We start from the raw sequence: 18815 nt of genomic DNA on the forward strand, positions 1-18815 counted from the left end.
AGGGGACACGACATGATCCACGCACAGGGTGTCGCGGAAGTGACCGACGCGGACTTCGAGGCGGAGGTGCTCGGCGAGCGGGGCAGGCCCGTCCTCGTCGAGTTCACGGCGGACTGGTGCGGCCCCTGCCGCCAGCTCGCCCCCGTGCTGTCCGCGATCGCCGCCGAGGAGGCCGACCGCCTCAAGGTCGTGCAGATCGACGCGGACCGCAACCCCGCCGCCGTCACGCGGTACGGGGTGCTGTCCATGCCGACCCTGCTCGTCTTCCGCGACGGCGAGCCCGTGCAGCAGATGGTCGGCGCCCGGGCCAAGCGCCGCCTGCTGCAGGAACTGGAGGAGCAGCTCGCTACGGCCTGAGCCAGACCGTCGCCAGTGGCGGGAGCGTCATACGCAGGCTCGCCGGCCGCCCCTGCGCGGGCACCGGCTCGGGCCGCAGCGGCTGCAGATGGCGCACGCCGCTGCCGCCGTACTGCTCCTGGTCCGTGTTGAGGACCTCCCGCCACTGCGCGACGTCCTCCGGGACGCCGATCCGGTACCCGTGCCGGACCACCGGCGAAAAGTTCGACACGCACAGCAGCTGCGAGCCGTCCTGCGCGTACCGCAGGAAGGCGAAGACGTTGTCCTCCGCGGCGTCCGCCTCCACCCAGGCGAAGCCCTCCGGCACGGAGTCCCGCTCCCACAGGGCGGGCGCCGCCGTGTACGCGCGGTTCAGGTCGCGCACGAGGGTGCGCACGCCCCGGTGGTCGCCGGCCGCCGCGTAGGAGTCGTCCAGCACCCACCAGTCCGGCCCGTACGTCTCCGACCACTCCGACCCCTGGGCGAACTCCTGCCCCATGAACAGGAGCTGCTTGCCCGGGTGGGCCCACATGAAGCCCAGGTACGCCCGGTGCGCGGCCCGCTGCTGCCACCAGTCCCCGCCGGGCATCTTCGACACCAGCGAGCCCTTGCCGTGCACCACCTCGTCGTGCGAGATCGGCAGCACGTAGTTCTCGCTGTAGGCATAGACCATCCCGAAGGTCATGTCGTGGTGGTGGTACTTGCGGTGCACCGACTCCTTCGACATGTAGCGCAGCGTGTCGTGCATCCAGCCCATGTTCCACTTCAGGCCGAAGCCCAGCCCGCCCACGTCCGTCGGCCGGGTCACGCCCTCCCAGGCCGTGGACTCCTCCGCGATCGTCACCACGCCCGGGCAGCGCCGGTACACGGTCGCGTTCATCTCCTGGAGCAGCGCCACCGCGTCCAGGTTCTCCCGGCCGCCGTGCTCGTTCGGCGCCCACTCGCCCTCACCGCGCGAGTAGTCGAGGTAGAGCATCGAGGCCACCGCGTCCACGCGCAGCCCGTCGACGTGGAACTCCTCGCACCAGTACACGGCGTTGGCGACGAGGAAGTTGCGGACCTCCTTGCGGCCGTAGTCGAACTCCAGCGTCCCCCAGTCCGGATGGGCGGCCCGCCGCGGGTCCTGGTGCTCGTACAGCGGACGCCCGTCGAACTCGGCGAGCGCCCATTCGTCGCGCGGGAAGTGCGCCGGCACCCAGTCGACGATCACCCCGATGCCGGCCCGGTGCAGCGCGTCCACCAGGAAGCGGAAGTCGTCCGGGGTGCCCATCCGCGAGGTCGGCGCGTAGAAGCCGGTGACCTGGTAGCCCCAGGAGCCGCCGAAGGGGTGCTCGGCGACCGGCATCAGCTCCACGTGCGTGAAACCGAGCTCCTTCACGTACGCGGGGAGCTGCTCGGCGAGCTGCCGGTAGGAGAGCCCGGGCCGCCAGGACGCCAGGTGCAGCTCGTACACCGAGAAGGGGGCCTGGTGCGGTGTGCGGGCGCCGCGGTTCGCCATCCACTCCTCGTCCCGCCACTCGTGCGCGCTCGCCGTCACCCGTGAGGCGTTCGCCGGCGGGACCTCCGCCGAGCGGGCCATCGGGTCGGCGCGCAGCGTGTGGCTGCCGTCGGGGCGCGTGATGTCGAACTTGTACAGCGCCCCGGCGCCCACGCCGGGCAGGAACAGCTCCCACACGCCGCTCGACCCGAGCGAGCGCATCGGGTAGGCGACGGAGTCCCAGTACGAGAAGTCACCGGTGACCCGGACCCCCTGGGCGTTGGGCGCCCACACCGTGAACCGGGTGCCGGCCACCCCCTGGTGCTCGACGGGCTCCGCGCCGAGCGCCTTCCACAGCTGCTCGTGGCGGCCCTCGCCGATCAGGTGCAGGTCCAGCTCGCCGAGCGAGGGCAGGAACCGGTACGGGTCGTGGATCTCGATCTCGTCGCTGTCGTACGCCACCAGCAGCCGGTAGTCCGGCACCCCGGTCAGCGGCAGCAGCCCGGAGAACAGCCCGTCGCCCTCGTCGAAGAGCTCGGTCCGCAGCCCCTTGGCGAGGATGGTGACCGTCTTGGCGTACGGGCGCAGCACGCGGAAGGCCACCCCGCCCCGCTGCGCACGGGCCCCCAGCACCGCGTGGGGATCGTGGTGGCGGCCCTCCAGCAGCCGGGCCCGTTCCTCCCCGCCGAGCGCGGGCGCCGGCCGGACCCCGCGGGGCGGGGCGGCACGTCGGGCCCGTGGCGCGCGCGGCTTCTTGGCCGCCGCCGGGACGGATGCGGCTTCGTCGTGGACGGTCGGTGACGGCTGTCGTGCGGCGCTCACGCGAGCGGCCTCCTCGGGGGCTTCTGATGGGGTTGGGGATGCGTGGAGATGGAGCCGGGGACGGGCGGGGTCGGCGGTACCCGGTGGGCGGGCCGCTGCGGCTCGGAGAGCCGCCGGATCGCGGCCATCGGGACGTGCAGCCAGTCGGGGCGGTGCCGGGACTCGTAACGGGCCTCGTACACCGCCTTGTCGGTCTCGTACGCGCGCAGCAGCACCGGGTCCTCGCGGGGGTCGCGGCCCGTGGTGCGGGCGTAGCCCTCGCAGAAGGCGGCCCGGCAGTCGTCCGCCCAGGCGGGGGCGAACGGCCGGTGCGAGCGCGCGGCGTAGTCGAAGGAGCGCAGTATCCCGGCGATGTCGCGAACGGCCGGTTCGGGGCGGCGCCGGTCGGCCAGCGGCCGGGCCGGCTCCCCCTCGAAATCGATCAACGACCAGGAGCCGTCGAGGGTGCGCAGGGTCTGCCCCAGATGGAGGTCCCCGTGGATCCGCTGCGCGGGTACCCCGGCCCCCCGGGAGGCGGCCAGCGCGTCGAACGCCCCCCGCAGCCCCGCCTCGTAGGGCCGCAGCGCGGGCACCTCCCGGGCGGTGGCGGCCAGCCGGGCCGTCATTCCGGCGGCGAGCCGGGCGGTCTGTTCCGGGCCGAGCGCCACGGTGGGCAGCGCGGCGGCGAGCGCGCTGTGCACCTCGGCGGTGGCCCGGCCCAGCGCGTACGCCTCGGCCGTGAAGTCCTCCCCGGCGTCCAGCCGGCGCAGGGCGAGCTGCCAGCCGTCGTCGGAGCCGCGCAGGTACGGCTGGAGCACGCCCAGGGTGAGCGGCTCGCTCCCGGGCAGCTCGGCCTCGTACCAGGCGACGGGCGCCGGGACACGGGCGCAGCCGGCGGCGGCCAGGGCCCGGGGCAGCTCCAGGTCCGGATTGACCCCGGGGCCCACCCGCCGGAACACCTTCAGGATGTACGAATCCCCGTAGATCAGAGAGGAGTTGGTCTGCTCGCCGGACAGCGGCCGGGGTGCGAGCCCGGTCGGTACCGGCGCGTCCGGGTCCCGGTCGAAGCGGAGCGGGCCGAGACTGCCGGGGGAGCGCAATCGTTCCAGCAGCATGGCGGCGAGCCGGGGGTCGCCCAGCGCCTCGTACACCGCCCGGCCCGCGTACGGGCCGTCCTCGGCGTGCCCGATCAACGTGGGCGCGAGCGCGGGCGGCAGGGACGGGCGGATGCCCAGCAGGAGTTGGTAGCAGTCCCCGTCGACGTCGAGGAGCAGGTGCAGGAGTCCGGGGGTGGATCCCGGCGGCAGCAGCTCGGCCGCCGACACGGCCTTGAGCGTGCCGATGGTGCGGCCCTTGCCCGCGAACCAGCGCTGTGCGGGCAGCCAGGCCCGCAGCATCGGTTCCAGCGGGCCGATACCGGCGATCCCGGCGAACCCGGCGATCCCGGCGATCCCGGTGGCCCGGTCGGCCGTCAGCCGGCTCCGGGCGGATGCAGCCTCCGACATGGCGTCGCGTCCTTTCCCCGGGCCGTCACAGAATGCGCAGAGTGTCCCGGATGTGCGGCAGTTGCTTCTCCGGCGTGTGCGAGTGTCGGGTCAGGATGATCCGTACAGGGGCGGGCGATTGACCCATTCGCGCTGCCCGCCCCGTACCCGGCTACTTCTCGGCGCGCTGCTCGGTGCGCAGGCGGAACCAGTAGAAGCCGTGTCCCGCCAGGGTCAGCAGGTACGGCCACTCGCCGATCGGCGGGAAGCGCACATCACCCGTGAGCTCCACCGGGACCCGCCCGTTGAACGACCGCAGATCCAGCTCGGTGGGCTGCGCGAAGCGCGAGAAGTTGTGCACGCACAGCACCAGGTCGTCCCCGAACTCGCGCAGGAACGCGAGCACCGCCGGGTTGGACGAGGGCAGTTCGGTGTACGAGCCGAGTCCGAAGGCCGGGTTCGCCTTGCGGATCTCGATCAGCCGACGGGTCCAGTGCAGCAGTGAGGAGGGCGATGCCATCGCGGCCTCGACATTGGTGACCTGGTACCCGTGGACCGGGTCCATGATGACCGGCAGGTTCAGCCTGCCCGGATCGCAGGAGGAGAAACCGGCATTGCGGTCCGGGGTCCACTGCATGGGAGTGCGCACGCCGTCGCGGTCGCCCAGCCAGATGTTGTCGCCCATGCCGATCTCGTCGCCGTAGTAGAGCACCGGCGAGCCCGGCAGCGACAGCAGCAGGGCGGTGAACAGCTCCATCTGGTTGCGGTCGTTGTCCAGGAGCGGGGCCAGCCGGCGCCGGATGCCGATGTTGGCCCGCATCCGCGGGTCCTTGGCGTACTCGGCGTACATGTAGTCGCGCTCTTCGTCCGTGACCATTTCGAGGGTGAGCTCGTCGTGGTTGCGCAGGAAGATGCCCCACTGGCAGCGGTCCGGGATCGCCGGGGTCTTGGCCAGGATTTCGGAGACGGGGTAGCGGGACTCTCTTCGTACGGCCATGAAGATGCGCGGCATGACGGGGAAGTGGAACGCCATGTGGCACTCGTCCCCGCCCTTCGCGTAGTCCCCGAAGTAGTCGACGACGTCCTCGGGCCACTGGTTGGCCTCGGCGAGCAGCACCGTGTCGGGGTAGTGCGCGTCGATCTCCGCCCGCACCCGCTTGAGCAGCTCGTGGGTGCGCGGCAGGTTCTCGCAGTTGGTGCCCTCCTCGGCGTACAGGTACGGGACGGCGTCGAGCCGGAACCCGTCGATGCCGAGGTCCAGCCAGAAGCGGAGGGCGGAGACGATCTCCTCCTGGACGGCCGGGTTTTCGAAGTTCAGGTCCGGCTGGTGCGAGAAGAAGCGGTGCCAGTAGTACTGCTTGCGCAGCGGGTCGTACGTCCAGTTCGAGGTCTCGGTGTCGACGAAGATGATGCGGGCGTCCTGGTACTGCTTGTCGTTGTCGGCCCACATGTAGTAGTCGCCGTACGGACCGTCGGGGTCCTTGCGGGACTGCTGGAACCACTCGTGCTGGTCGCTCGTGTGGTTCATGACGAAGTCGATGATCACCCGCATGCCGCGCTGGTGCGCGGCGTCCACGAACTCCACGAAGTCGGCGAGGTCGCCGAACTCGGGGAGTACCGAGGTGTAGTCGGAGACGTCGTAGCCCCCGTCGCGGAGGGGTGAGGCGAAGAACGGCGGCAGCCAGAGGCAGTCGACACCGAGCCATTGGAGGTAGTCCAGCTTGGCGGTGAGCCCCTTGAGGTCCCCCACGCCGTCGCCGTTGCTGTCGTGGAAGGAGCGGACGAGGACCTCGTAGAAGACGGCCCGCTTGAACCAGTCGGGATCGCGGTCCTTGGCGGGGGTGTCCTCGAACGTGTCGTGGACGGGATCGTTGATCATCATGTGGTGGGTGACCCTCCGGTGGGCGGGGACGGTCGCAGAGCCGCCAGTACGTGCGCGGGCGTTCGGCCCGGCTCTAGGCGCACGTAGTTGGCCCTGCCCCAGTGGTAGGTATCGCCGGTGAGCTCGTCGCGCACCGCGAGGGACCCGTGCCAGTCGAGGCCGAGTACCGGCATGTCCAACGACACCGTCGCCTCCTGGGTGTGGTGCGGATCGAGGTTGACGACCACCAGTACGGAATTGGCTCCGGCGTGCTTCGAATAGGCGATCACCTGTTCGTTGTCGGTCGAGTGGAAGTGGATGTCGCGCAATTGCTGGAGCGCGGGGTTGCGGCGGCGCATCCGGTTCAGGGCGGTGATCAGCGGGGCGATGGTGCGGCCCTCGCGGTCGGCGGCGGCCCAGTCGCGCGGCCGCAGCTCGTACTTCTCGGAGTTCAGGTACTCCTCGCTGCCCTCCCGCACCGGGGTGTTCTCGCAGAGCTCGTAGCCGGCGTAGACGCCCCAGGCGGGGGACAGGGTGGCGGCGAGCACCGCGCGCACCTCGAACGCGGGGCGGCCGCCCAGCTGGAGGTACTCGTGGAGGATGTCGGGGGTGTTGACGAAGAAGTTCGGCCGCATGACGCAGGCCGACGGGGTGTCGGACAGCTCGGTCAGGTACTCGGTGATCTCGGCCTTGGTGTTGCGCCAGGTGAAGTACGTGTACGACTGCTGGAAGCCGACGGCGGCCAGGGCGCGCATCATCGCGGGACGGGTGAAGGCCTCCGCCAGGAAGATCACGTCGGGATCGGACTTGTTGATGTCCGCGATCACCTTCTGCCAGAAGACGACGGGCTTGGTGTGCGGGTTGTCCACCCGGAAGATGCGGACGCCGTGGTCCATCCAGTGCCGCAGGATCCGGCAGGTCTCCTCGACGATGCCGGCCATGTCGGTGTCGAAGTGGACGGGGTAGATGTCCTGGTACTTCTTCGGCGGGTTCTCGGCGTACGCGATCGTCCCGTCGGCGCGGTGGCGGAACCACTGCGGGTTCTTCTCCACCCAGGGGTGGTCGGGGGAGCACTGGAGGGCGAAGTCCAGGGCGATCTCCAGGCCCAGCTCCCGGGCGCGCGCGACGAAGGCGTCGAAGTCCTCGATGGTGCCGAGCTCGGGGTGCACGGCGTCGTGCCCGCCCTCGGTGGAGCCGATGGCCCAGGGCACGCCCGGGTCCCAACTACCGGCGGAAAGTGTGTTGTTCGGGCCCTTGCGGTAGGTGCTACCGATGGGGTGGATGGGCGGCAGGTAGACCACGTCGAAGCCCATCGCGGCGATCGCGGGCAGCCGTTCGGCGGCGGTCCGGAAGGTCCCGCTGACCGGAGCCTCGCCGGGCTCGACGACGGCTCCCTCGGAGCGGGGGAACATCTCGTACCAGGATCCGAAGAGGGCGCGCTTGCGTTCGACGAGGAGGGGCAGCGGCTTGGCGGAGGTGACCAGCTCGCGGTACGGGCGCTTGGCGAGCGCCGCGTCCACGGCCGGGCCGAGGGCCGCCGCGTACCGTTCGGCGGCCGGCCGGTCCTCGTCGCGCATCACCTCGGCGGCGGCCAGCACGGCCTCGCGGCCGTCCCGCTTGGGGATCCGGGCGCCGGCGCGCGCGTAGAGATCGGCGCCTTCGAGGAGGGTGAGGCCGGTGTCGATACAGGCGGGGATCTTGATCGCCGCATGGGCCCGCCAGGTGGCCACCGGGTCGCTCCACGCCTCGACGGTGTACGTCCACCTCCCCTCGGCCTCGGCGGACACCCGGGCCCCCCACCGGTCGGTTCCGGGGGCGAGCTCGCGCAGCGGTACGGGGGGCCGCAGCCGCCCGCTCGGATCCCGCAGCACGACGTGCGCGGATACGGCGTCGTGTCCCTCGCGGAACACGGTGGCTGAGATCTCGAAGACTTCGTCCACGACCGCCTTGGCGGGTCTGGCGCCGCAGTCGACGGCGGGGCGGACGTCCAGCACGGGAATGCGACCGATCATGATGGGCTCACCTGGGGGCAGTTCGCAGGGCTCGGTGACAACAGGCCAGCCGGCATGGCGGCTGGTAGTGCACGCTCTGTTCGCTCTGTTTCTAGCCGCTCGGTGGACGGCTGGGCTGCGGGCATGGCCGCTCCTGTCCGCGTTCACTCGGGTGGCGGGGAGAGGTTGGGGGCGGGTGCGCCGTGCGTGTACGACGTGTACCCGGTGAGCCCTTCCCACTCTCTCCCCGCCCAATCCGCGCGCTTGGTTAACTACTCGTACGTAGTGGCACGCCCGATACCAAGCCCCGGATCGACATCCGCCGGGGCTCCGTCAAGTCGGCCAGGACTACCTGATGTAGTGACGGACAACGTGCTTCTCATCAGTCCCACGGGTTGCTTCAGGTCCGCCGGGTCACAGGGACGAACGGGGAGGATGGAGGGCGAAACGTGAATGCCGGAACGCGGGCGTACCGCTATGTGGGACCGCCGGAGTTGGCCGGTCCCGTGCGATCCGGAGGCCGGGGCCGTCCGGTACGCTCGGCCCGCGATCTCACGGAGTGGGACGGCGCTCCCGCCGAGCCGTTCACCTATGTGGTGGACGGGGCGGGCGTGCTCCGGCTCGCCCCGCGGCGCAGCGAGCACGTGGCGTGCGCGGGCGGCGATCCGGTACTGGCGGCCGGGGAGATACGTTTCACCGCCTGCCCGGGCCGGGAACCGGCGTGGGAGGCGGACGAGGTGAGCAACCTGTCGACCGGCTACTGCCCCGACCTCGCGTCCTGGCCGGCGGTGGCCGAGGCGCTGGACCGGGCCGGGATCGGGCGTCCCGAAGGGTTCACGCACGCGGTGGTGTTCCGGCGCTGCACCGCCTGCGGGGAATGCAACGTGGTCCGCGACGCGTGGTTCGTGTGCGTCTTCTGCGACGGGGACCTGCCGGCCGAGTGGAACGTGGACGTGGGCTAAGGACGCCGGGCCGGGACCGCTTCGGTGTGGGCGCGCCACTGCGCGGGGACGGCGGACAGCGACGTGCGGGCGGCGATCACGCCGCCGACGATCGCGCACGTGGTGTCCCGGTCGCCCCAGCCCTCCACGGTGCGCCACAGCGCCTCGGGGAGGTCGTCGGGGGAGAGCGCCGCGCACCACAGTGCGAACGGCACCGTGTCCGGCGCCGAGATCCGCCAGCCCGAGCCCAGGCGGTCGGCGGCCTCCCGGACCGTGGTCCCGGCGGGCAGGGCGGCGGCCTCCAGCAGCAGGGTCCGTACCTCCGAGGGCGCCACCCGGGCCGCCACCTCGCGCAGGAACTCCGGGCGGCTCGGCGCGGGGCCGCCCCGGCCGGCGGCGGCCAGCGCGGCCGCCACCGCCACGGCGACCGCCCCGGCCACCGCCTCCGGGTGCGCGTGCGTGGCCAGCGCCGAGCGCCGCGCCTGTTCGACCACCATCGCGAGGTCCGTCCGGAACCAGGCGCCGAGCGGAGCCACCCGCATCGCCGCCCCGTTGCCCCACGAACCCTGGCCGTCGAACTGCTCGGCGGTGACGGCCCGCCAGTCCTCCCCGGCCCCGATCCGCTCCAGCACCTCGTGCATGGAAGCCCCGTACTGCCGATACGGGTCCCGCGCGTACTCGGCGGCGAAGCCGGCGGCCAGCACGTCCTCGCGGACCTCCCCGTAGCGGACCAGGTGCTCGTACAGCACGATCGCCATGGCCCCGTCGTCCGTCCACTTCCACGGCCCCGGCCGCAGCACCCGCCCGGCCAGCCACCGCTCCCCGGCCTCGGCGTCCCGTACGAACCAGCTCTGCCCGAAGGCGTCCCCGAGTACCAGGCCCTCAAGGCTGTCGCGTGCCACACCCACCCCACCGTTCATACCGCCGACCCTGCCATACGGGCCCGCCCGAGGCGGCATGGCCGCGGGGGCGGGGCGGCGCTAGCCTTCCGGGGGTGATGCGCGGATGCACAGCGTGGTGCGGCCGCTCCGATCCGTAATCCCCTGCGAAGGTGGAACACGTGAAGGCTATCCGTCGATTCACCGTGCGCCCCGTCCTTCCGGAGACCCTGCTGCCGCTCAGCGACCTCGCGCGCAACCTGCGCTGGTCGTGGCACGCGGAGACCCGCGAACTCTTCCAATCCGTCGACCCCGAGGGCTGGCAGGCCGCCGGGGGCGATCCCGTCCGGCTGCTTGGCGCCGTCCCCGCCGCCCGCCTCGCGGAGCTGGCCGGCGACCGCCGCTTCCTGCGGCGGCTCGCCGTCGCCGCCGCCGACCTCGATGACTACGTGAACGGCGGGAGGTGGTACCAGAGCCAGGAGAACGGCACGGAACTGCCCGCCGCCATTGCCTACTTCTCCCCCGAGTTCGGCATCACCGCCGCCCTGCCGCAGTACTCCGGCGGCCTCGGCATCCTCGCCGGGGACCACCTGAAGGCCGCCAGCGACCTCGGCGTCCCGCTCATCGGCGTGGGACTGCTCTACCGGCACGGCTACTTCCGCCAGTCGCTCTCCCGCGACGGCTGGCAGCAGGAGCACTATCCCGTACTCGATCCCAACGAACTCCCGCTCGCCCTGCTCCGCCAGGACGACGGCTCCCCGGCCCGGATCTCGCTCACCCTCCCCGGCGCCCGGGCCCTGCACGCACACATCTGGCAGGCCCGCGTCGGCCGCGTCCCCCTGCTGCTCCTGGACTCCGACGTCGAGGACAACGACGCCGCGGCCCGGGAGGTGACCGACCGGCTCTACGGCGGCGGCAGCGACCACCGGCTGCTCCAGGAGATGCTGCTGGGAATCGGCGGCGTCCGCGCCGTCCGCCTCTACTGCGGGCTCACCGGCCACCCCGGCCCCGAGGTCTTCCACACCAACGAGGGGCATGCCGGATTCCTCGGACTCGAACGCATAAGGGAACTGGAGAGGGAGCAGGGACTCGGCTTCGACGCCGCCGTCGAGGCGGTCCGCGCCGGGACCGTGTTCACCACGCACACCCCCGTCCCCGCCGGTATCGACCGCTTCGACCGGGCCCTGGTCGCCCGGCACTTCGGGGAGGGCGGGGAGCTGGCCGGCGTACCGGTCGACCGGATCCTGGAGCTGGGCGCCGAGTCCTACCCGGGGGGCGACCCCGGGGTGTTCAACATGGCCGTCATGGGGCTGCGCCTGGCCCAGCGCGCCAACGGGGTGTCCACCCTGCACGGCGCGGTCAGCCGGGAGATGTTCGCCGGGCTGTGGCCGGGCTTCGACCCGTCCGACGTGCCCATCACCTCGGTGACCAACGGGGTGCACGCCCCGACCTGGGTGGCCCCGGAGGTCGTCCGGCTCGGCGCCCGCCAGATCGGCGCCGGCCGCACCGAGGACGCCCTGTCGGTCGGCGGCTCCGCCCGCTGGGACGCGGTCGCCGACATCCCCGACCAGGACGTGTGGGACCTGCGGCGCGTGCTGCGCGAGCAGCTGGTCCAGGAGGTACGGGACCGGCTGCGGGCCTCGTGGCGCCAGCGCGGGGCCGCCGACGCCGAACTGGGCTGGGTGGACTCCGTACTCGACGCGGACGTGCTCACCATCGGCTTCGCCCGGCGCGTGCCCTCCTACAAGCGCCTGACCCTGATGCTCCGCGACCCCGACCGGCTGCGCAGGCTGCTGCTGGACCCGGACCGGCCGGTGCAGATCGTGGTCGCGGGCAAGGCGCATCCGGCCGACGACGGCGGGAAGCGGCTCGTGCAGGAGCTGGTGCGGTTCGCGGACGACCCGCGGGTGCGGCACCGGATCGTCTTCCTTCCCGACTACGGCATGGCCATGGCGCAGAAGCTCTACCCGGGCTGCGACGTCTGGCTGAACAACCCGCTGCGGCCGCTGGAGGCGTGCGGGACCAGTGGGATGAAGGCCGCGCTGAACGGCTGCCTCAACCTGTCCGTGCTGGACGGCTGGTGGGACGAGTGGTTCGAGCCCGACTTCGGCTGGGCCATCCCGACCGCCGACGGGCTCGGCGCGGACGAGGACCGCCGCGACCACCTGGAGGCGAACGCGCTCTACGAGCTGATCGAGGGCCGGGTCGCGCCCCGCTTCTACGACCGGGTCGGACGTACCGGGCTCCCGGTGCGGTGGATCGAGATGGTCCGGCGCACGCTCGTCTCGCTGGGGCCGAAGGTGCTGGCCGGGCGGATGGTGCGGGAGTACGTGGAACGGCTGTACGCGCCGGCCGCCCTCGCCCACCGCGCCCTCACCCCCGACGCGGCACGGGACCTCGCCTGGTGGAAGGGCCGGGTCCGGGCCGCCTGGCCGCGGGTCGGCGTGGAACACGTCGAAGCCCTCGCCGCGGCCCCGGTGGGCGGCACCGCCGAGCTCGGGGCCACCCTCACGCTGCGCGTGCAGGTGTCGCTGGACGCGCTCGTGCCCGAGGACGTGGAGGTGCAGGCCTTCGCCGGGCGGGTGGACCCGCAGGACGTGATCCGGGACGGGCGGACCTTCCCGCTGAAGCCGGCCGCAGGGCCCGACCTGGACGGCCGCTGGGTGTACGAGGGCCCGCTCGCCCTCGACCGTACGGGACCCTACGGCTACACCGTACGCATCCTGCCGGCGCACCGGCTGCTGGCGAATCCGGCCGAACTGGGCTTGGTCGCCGCCCCGATGGACTCAGACGCGGGAGGCGGCGTACTGCTGCGGTGAACCCTCACCGGGGGACGGGCGGCGGGTCCACCAGCCGCCCGTCCTCCACGAGCATCCCGGCCCGCTTGACGCTGCGCAGCGTCGGGATCAGCTCCACCTGGCCGACGCCGTCCACCGCGCCGATCCGCTCGGTCAGGTACGTGTAGAGGGCCTCGGTGTCCCGGCACACCACCACCGCCATCAAGGAGGCCGCACCGGTCACGGCCGCCGCGAAGGCCACCTCGCGGTGGCTCGCCAGCGCCGCGCCCACCTCCGCGAGCCGGGCCGGCGGGACGGTCAGCACCAAGGTCGCCTCCGCCTCGTAGCCGAAGAGCGCGGGTACGAACTCCACGTCGAAGAAGAGCGCTTCGAGGTCCCGCAGCCGTTCCAGCCTGCGGCGGGCGGTGGACTCCGACAGGCCGGTGGCGCGCGCGAGTTCCGGGTATCCGGCGCGTCCGTCCCGGCCCAGTACGGCGAGCAGCGCGAGCTCCGGCTCGTCCAGGGCGTACCGGTCCGGGACGGGTTGGACCGGCGGCCGCTGCAGGGCCTCGATCTGGTCGGGGCGCAGTACGTCCAGGCCCACCCAGGCGTCGCGTCCGCCGAAGAACTTCCGCAGGATGGTGTGGGCGCTGATGCCGGTCACCCGGCGGGTGCGCGGCAGCTTGTCCAGCAGCAGGCCGTCACGGTCCTTGCGGGTACGGGACCGGGTCATGCAGTGGATCTCCGTGCCGCCCGAATTCAGGGTCACCCACGCGATGTCGGGGCGGCGGGCGAGCGCCTCGGCCACCGGGAGCGCCGCGTCCGGGGCGCACTGCACCCGCAGCCAGGACTCGAACAGCCCGACGCGGCTGCCCGTCGGCAGCCCGACGACCCGGATCAGGCCGGCGGTCCGCAGGCGCCGGTAGCGGCGCACGACGGTCTGGTCGGACACCTCCAGGACTTCGGCGAGGCGGCTGAAGGCGGCCCGGCCGTCGATCGTGAGGGCCTGGACCAGGGAACGGTCGAGTACGTCCAGCTCCGTGTCGTTCACGGTTTCCATCATGGCAGAGGCTTCGGTGACGGAAATCCGGCAAGTACGGGTATCCAGGTGGGGGTGTGGTGCGGGGCGCTGAGAACTTGGGGTCACCGGGATCCCCCCGGGTCCCTCCGCCCTCCGCAATCAGAGGAGAACTCCCATGCGCAAATGGCTGCCGCTGACGGCCGTCTGCCTCGGGGCCTTCATGCTCCTGGTCGACGTCACGATCGTGACCGTCGCCCTGCCCGACATGGCTGCCGACATGCACACGGGTTTCGCCGGACTCCAGTGGGTCATGGACGTCTACGCGCTGGCGCTGGCGGCCCTGCTGCTCGGCGCGGGCTCGCTCGCCGACCGGATCGGCCGCCGCCGCGTCTACCTCGCGGGGCTCGTGCTGTTCGCCGCGGCCTCGCTCGTCTGCGGGCTGGCCACAGGCCCGGGCGAGCTGATCGCCTTCCGCGCGGTCCAGGGCATTGGCGGAGCCGCCATGTTCGCCACCACCATGGCCCTGCTCAGCGGGGCCTACCAGGGCCGCGACCGCGGGATCGCCTTCGGCGTCTGGGGCTCGGTCAACGGCGCCGCCGCCGCGGCCGGCCCCGTCATCGGCGGGCTGCTCACCGAGCACTTCGGCTGGCGCTGGATCTTCTTCATCAACCTGCCCGTCTGCGCGCTCGCCGTGTACGTGACCCTCAAGGCCGTCGCGGAGTCCCGCGATCCGCACGCCAAGGGCCTCGACCTGCCGGGCATGGCCACCTTCACCACGGGCGCCGGGGCCGTCACGTACGCCGTGATCCGCGGCGGCGAGAACGGGTGGGGCTCGCCCACCACGCTGGGCCTGCTCGGCCTCGGCGCCGCCGCCTTCGCCGCCTTCGTCCTCGTCGAACTGCGCAGCTCCCGCCCGATGCTGGACCTCGCGCTCTTCCGCAGCCGCACCTTCGTCGCGGTCATGGCCGCGGCACTGCTGCTGTCGGGCGCCGCTTTCTCGTACCTGATGTACGTCTCCCTCTGGCTGCAGTCCGTCCGGGGGATGACCCCGGTCGGCGCGGGCCTGGCGCTGATGCCGATGGCCGCGGCCGCGCTCGTCGTCTCGGCGGTGGCCGGACGTCTGCTGCACGCCATGCCGGCGCGGCTGACCATCGGCGGCGGACTGCTGCTGATCGGGGTGGGTGCGCTGATCCTGGCCTGGATGATGGACGCGGGTGACGGCTGGGCGGCCATGGTGCCGGGGCTGCTGGTGACCGGCGTGGGAGTGGGCGCCGCGACCCCGGCGCTGGCCGCGACCGCGATGGCCGCCGTGGCCCCGGCCCGGGCGGGCATGGCCGGCGGAGCCCTGAACACCGTGCGGCAGCTGGGCACGGCCCTCGGGATCGCCGTGCTCGGCGCGGTCTTCCACGCCGGGCTGCGCGGCGGGCTGGGTGAGGGCGGCCGGGAGCTGTCGGAGCCGCTGGCCTCCGGCGGCGCCGGGCGGCTGTTCGCCGAGGCCCCGGCGGGAGCGACGCGCGAGGCGCTGACCGCGCTGGTGGACGCGGGCTTCGCGAGCGGGCTCCGCGACACGTTCCTGGTCTCGGGCGCGATGGGACTGGCCGGAGCCCTGGCGGTCTTCCTGCTGGTCCGCACCGGCCCGCGACCGGCTCCGGGCGCCCCGGCGGCGGTCCCGGTTCAGGCGGCGCCGACGGACGGGCGTTTTGTGGCCCGGCGGTAACTGCACCCGGCCATAAGGCGGGTGGCCTGGTATCGCAAGGGTGAACCTTCGAACGCGCTGAGCCTGCCGAATCGTTTCATCACCCCCGTCCGCTCCTACGTTGGCCCGCGGATGCCACCGGACCCGGTATCCGCGGACCCCGAGAAACGGACTTTCCATGCGTCTTCGCACCACCGCCGCCGTCTTCGCCGGCGCCCTCGCGCTCGTCCTGCCCACCGCCGGCCCGTCGTTGGCCGACGACCAGGGCAGCCGCACCCTCGGCACGCTGCACTACCACTTCGTCGACGACCAGGGCGACGAGCGCAGCGCGCAGCTCCAGCCCGCGGAGAACGACACCTGCTACGTGCTGACGCGCACCTCCGGCGCGGAGCCCACCGTCGAGGTGCGCAACGAAACGGAGTCACTGGCCGTCCTCTTCGACAACCGGACGTGCGACGGCAAGGCGGAGCGGGTCCTGGAGCCGGGCCAGAAGGCGCAGGACGTGGAGGCCGTCTCGGTCTTCTTCAAGCCGGTCGACCAGCCGGGCGCGGGCCTGGGCGACCAGGCCCGTGATGACCAGGCCCGTGACGACCAGGCCGCCCGTGACGACCAGGCCCGTGACGACCAGGCCGCTCGTGACGACCAGGCTCGTGACGACCAGGCCGCTCGTGACGACCAGGCCGCCCGTGAGGACCAGGCCCGTGAGGACCAGGCCCGTGAGGACCAGGCCCGTGAGGACCAGGGCCGGGGCGACCAGGCTGCCCGTGACGACCAGGCCCGCCAGGACCAGGCCCGCGACGACCAGGGCGACGAGGACATGCTCGACCGCATCCTCCGCAACATGGGCTGATCCGGCGGCTGTCTGACCGACGAGGCCCGGCGTCCCGCACAGGGGGCGCCGGGCCTCGTCGGGTCCGATGGAACAGGGCCGCCCGGGGAGGTCGTCTCCCGGGCGGCCCCGTGGTCTATCTGGTCAGCTTCTTCTCACACGGCCCCGGTGGGGGTCAGAACGTGAGCTTCCAGCTGTTGATGTAGCCGGTGTCGGCCGCGTACACGTCCTTGACCCGCAGCTTCCAGACACCCTGCGCGACCTCGGAGGAGGCGTTCACGGTGTAGGAGGCGACGACGTTGTCCGCGGAGTCCGAGCTGGAGGTGTTCTTCAGCCGGTACGCCGAGCCGTCGGGGGCGATGAGGTCGATCTGGAGGTCACCGCGGTAGGTGTGGACGATGTTCACGTCCACCTTGAGGGTGCTCGGGGCGTTGCCCGTGCGGTTCACGGTGATCGGGGAGTCGACCGTGGAGTTGTCCGCGATCTGGTAGTCGGTGGTGTTCTCGAAGACGTTCGGCTGCGTGGTGCCGACCGTCCAGGTGAAGGCCGCCGTACCGGTCTGGTTCGCCGAGTCGGTCACCGTGACGGTCACGTTGGACGTGCCCGCGGTGGTGGCCGTACCCGAGATCAGGCCGGTGGAGGAGTTGATCGACAGGCCGGCCGGCAGACCGGTCGCCGCGTAGCTCAGGGCACCGGCGTTGCTGCTGGTGGCCTGGATCTGCAGGCTGACGGCACCGCCCGTGACGGTGGTCTGGTTACCCGGGCTGGTGACCGAGACCCCGACCTGGGGACGGGCCCCGACGCCGATGGCGGCCCAGGCGTGCGCGACGTTGTTGTACGTGGCCGAGCCGGACCCGTACAGGTCGGCGGCGGCCTGCAGGGTGGCCGTACGCGCGGCCGCGTAGTTGGTGTTCGACTTGAACAGACCGGTGGTCAGCGCGCGGAACCAGATCTTGGACGCGGCGTCACGGCCGATCCCGGTGACCGGGAGGCCGTCGGAGGTCGGCGAGTTGTAGCTCACGCCGTTGATGACCTTGGCGCCGGAGCCCTCGGAGGCCAGGTAGTACCAGTGGTTGGCCGGACCCGAGGAGTAGTGGACGTCGATGGAGCCGATGCCCGAGTACCAGGAGTCCTTGGATCCGCCGTCCTTGCTCGGCTTGTCCATGTAGCGCAGCGGGGTTCCGTCGCCGTTGATGTCGATCTTCTCGCCGACAAGGTAGTCACCGACGTCCTGCGGGTTGTTGGCGTAGAACTCGACCGCCGCCGCCATGATGTCGGAGGTGGCCTCGTTCAGACCGCCGGGCTCACCGCTGTAGGTCATGTTGCCGGTGACCGAGGTCAGGCCGTGCGTCATCTCGTGCGCGGCCACGTCGGTCGAGGTGAGCGGCTTGTTGTTGCCCTCGCCGTCGCCGTAGGTCATGCAGAAGCAGGAGTCGTCCCAGAACGCGTTGACGTACGCGTTGCCGTAGTGGACCCGGCTGTACGGGGCCACGCCGTCGTTGCGCAGGCCGTTGCGGCCGTGCACGTTCTTGTAGTAGTCCCACGTCACCTGGGCGCCGTAGTGGGCGTCGGCGCCGGCCGTCTCCAGGTTGGAGGCCAGGCCGTTGCCCCAGATGTCGTCCGTACCGGTGAAGAGCGTGCCGGTGCCGGAGGAACCGTGGTTGAGGTTGTACGTCTTGTGGCTGCCCCGCCCGGCGTCGGTCAGCGTGTAGTTGCTGCCCGACTGGGAGGTTCCGAGGGTCACCTGGCCGCTGTACTGCGTGTTGCCGGTGCCCGTCTCGATGGCCTGCCACTCGGTGATCTTCGCGCCGGTCTTGGCGTTCGTCACCACGTGGAGCTGGCTCGGGGTGCCGTCGTCCTGGAGGCCGCCGACGACGGTCTCGAAGGCGAGGACCGGAGCGCCCTCGGCAGCCCAGATCACCTTGCGGGCGCCCTTGGCGGCCTTGGCGTCCTTGGAGCCCGCGGCGTTGGCGGCGGCGACCGCCTGGCCCTCCGCGGCCGACGGGGTCACCGTGGCGTCGGTGTCCGCGACCTTGATCTCGTGGTTGGTCGCCTTGGTCACGCTCTTGGTGACGCCGTCCTTGGCGTGGACCGTGAGGTCACCGCCGAGCACGGGGAGGCCGTTGTAGGTGCGCTCGTACGTGGTGTGCGTGGTGCCGTCGGCGTCCTTGACCACGTCGCGGACGACGAGCTTCTCGCCGCCGCCGAGGCCGAGCGCCTTGGCGGCCTGCACGGTGGTCGAGTTGGCCTCGGCGAGGAGCGTCGCACGCTCCGAAGCGCTGAGTGCGCGGTTGGCCGCGCCCGGGTTGGACTTGACGGCCTGACGGGCCTGCGACGCGGTGGCGTCGGCGGTCGCGGTGCCGGTCTGAATGCCGACGGCGAGCAGGGCTGCTGCGGCAACGAGTGCGCCGGCCGCCGTGGCACGCCTCTGGGGGGTGGCTCTCAACGCAGACTCCTTCTGCAAGGGGGGTTCCGGATGGCTGGGTGGGCCTCCGGGCAGATCAGGGCTGGTGCGATGAACGGTCGAAGAGTGCCACCTGTTGGCCATGATGTCAGGACCGCGTCAAAAAGTTGGCCAGAAATAGTTCGTTGTCCGATCAGTCATATCCGGTATCCGAACCATTCACCTTTGCGTGCCAAGGGGGCATCCGCTATACGGAACGGCTCATACCAGTTGCTCACACTTGGGCAACGGGAGTTCGTGATGCCCCAAACGGCATCTG

12 protein-coding genes are annotated in these 18815 nt (G+C 71.9%); 5 read left to right on the top strand and 7 right to left on the bottom strand.

The window, feature by feature from the left end; translation table 11 throughout:
* Window positions 1-12 precede the first annotated feature (12 nt).
* A complete protein-coding gene (locus tag OG737_RS21280) occupies window positions 13-357 on the top strand; it encodes a thioredoxin domain-containing protein (RefSeq protein ID WP_328927723.1) in 345 nt (114 codons plus the stop codon).
* Here the strand turns inward: OG737_RS21280 and glgB are convergent.
* From glgB to OG737_RS21300, 4 genes are all read right to left on the bottom strand, one after another.
* Window positions 347-2635, bottom strand: a complete 2289-nt coding sequence (gene glgB / locus OG737_RS21285; RefSeq protein ID WP_328927724.1) for a 1,4-alpha-glucan branching enzyme — start codon at window positions 2633-2635, stop codon at window positions 347-349. The two genes, OG737_RS21280 and glgB, sit on opposite strands and share 11 nt — an antisense overlap.
* On the bottom strand, window positions 2632-4119 hold the full coding sequence (locus OG737_RS21290) for a maltokinase N-terminal cap-like domain-containing protein (RefSeq protein ID WP_328927725.1): 1488 nt from the start codon (window positions 4117-4119) through the stop codon (window positions 2632-2634). The genes glgB and OG737_RS21290 overlap by 4 nt, the downstream gene beginning before the upstream one ends.
* Window positions 4120-4270: 151 nt before the next feature.
* Window positions 4271-5980 (bottom strand): maltose alpha-D-glucosyltransferase, encoded by a 1710-nt coding sequence (treS, locus tag OG737_RS21295; protein WP_328927726.1) that lies wholly within the window; start codon window positions 5978-5980, stop codon window positions 4271-4273.
* Window positions 5977-7971, bottom strand: coding sequence for an alpha-1,4-glucan--maltose-1-phosphate maltosyltransferase (locus OG737_RS21300; RefSeq protein WP_328927727.1), 1995 nt, complete (start codon window positions 7969-7971; stop codon window positions 5977-5979). Before OG737_RS21300 ends, treS begins: the two co-directional genes overlap by 4 nt.
* A gap of 428 nt (window positions 7972-8399) precedes the next feature.
* Between OG737_RS21300 and OG737_RS21305 the strand changes: the two genes are divergently transcribed.
* The gene (locus tag OG737_RS21305; protein ID WP_328927728.1) at window positions 8400-8912 is read left to right on the top strand and encodes a hypothetical protein; all 513 of its coding nucleotides are present in this window, start codon (window positions 8400-8402) and stop codon (window positions 8910-8912) included.
* On the opposite strand, the gene OG737_RS21310 is transcribed toward OG737_RS21305, so the two are convergent.
* Window positions 8909-9811: an ADP-ribosylglycohydrolase family protein gene (locus OG737_RS21310; protein ID WP_405921864.1), complete on the bottom strand. Its 903-nt coding sequence runs from the start codon at window positions 9809-9811 to the stop codon at window positions 8909-8911. The two genes, OG737_RS21305 and OG737_RS21310, sit on opposite strands and share 4 nt — an antisense overlap.
* A 140-nt stretch (window positions 9812-9951) precedes the next feature.
* On the opposite strand from OG737_RS21310, the gene glgP reads away from it, so the two are divergent.
* The gene (gene glgP / locus OG737_RS21315) at window positions 9952-12588 is read left to right on the top strand and encodes an alpha-glucan family phosphorylase (RefSeq protein ID WP_328927730.1); all 2637 of its coding nucleotides are present in this window, start codon (window positions 9952-9954) and stop codon (window positions 12586-12588) included.
* A gap of 4 nt (window positions 12589-12592) precedes the next feature.
* On the opposite strand, the gene OG737_RS21320 is transcribed toward glgP, so the two are convergent.
* Complete coding sequence (locus OG737_RS21320) at window positions 12593-13606, bottom strand: Lrp/AsnC family transcriptional regulator (protein ID WP_405681352.1); 1014 nt, start codon at window positions 13604-13606, stop codon at window positions 12593-12595.
* Between the two features lie 136 nt (window positions 13607-13742).
* Here OG737_RS21320 and OG737_RS21325 point away from each other — a divergent pair, with 136 nt between their 5' ends.
* Together OG737_RS21325 and OG737_RS21330 are read left to right on the top strand one after the other, a co-directional pair.
* Complete coding sequence (locus OG737_RS21325) at window positions 13743-15284, top strand: MFS transporter (RefSeq protein WP_328927731.1); 1542 nt, start codon at window positions 13743-13745, stop codon at window positions 15282-15284.
* 157 nt (window positions 15285-15441) lie between these two features.
* Complete coding sequence (locus OG737_RS21330) at window positions 15442-16113, top strand: hypothetical protein (RefSeq protein WP_328927732.1); 672 nt, start codon at window positions 15442-15444, stop codon at window positions 16111-16113.
* Between the two features lie 154 nt (window positions 16114-16267).
* Here OG737_RS21330 and OG737_RS21335 read toward each other — a convergent pair whose 3' ends face one another.
* Entirely contained in the window at window positions 16268-18538 is a 2271-nt protein-coding gene (locus OG737_RS21335) for a M4 family metallopeptidase (protein WP_405678470.1), read from the bottom strand.
* Between the last annotated feature and the right edge of the window lie 277 nt (window positions 18539-18815).

Source organism: Streptomyces sp. NBC_00122, from assembly GCF_045160845.1.
Classification (GTDB): domain Bacteria; phylum Actinomycetota; class Actinomycetes; order Streptomycetales; family Streptomycetaceae; genus Streptomyces.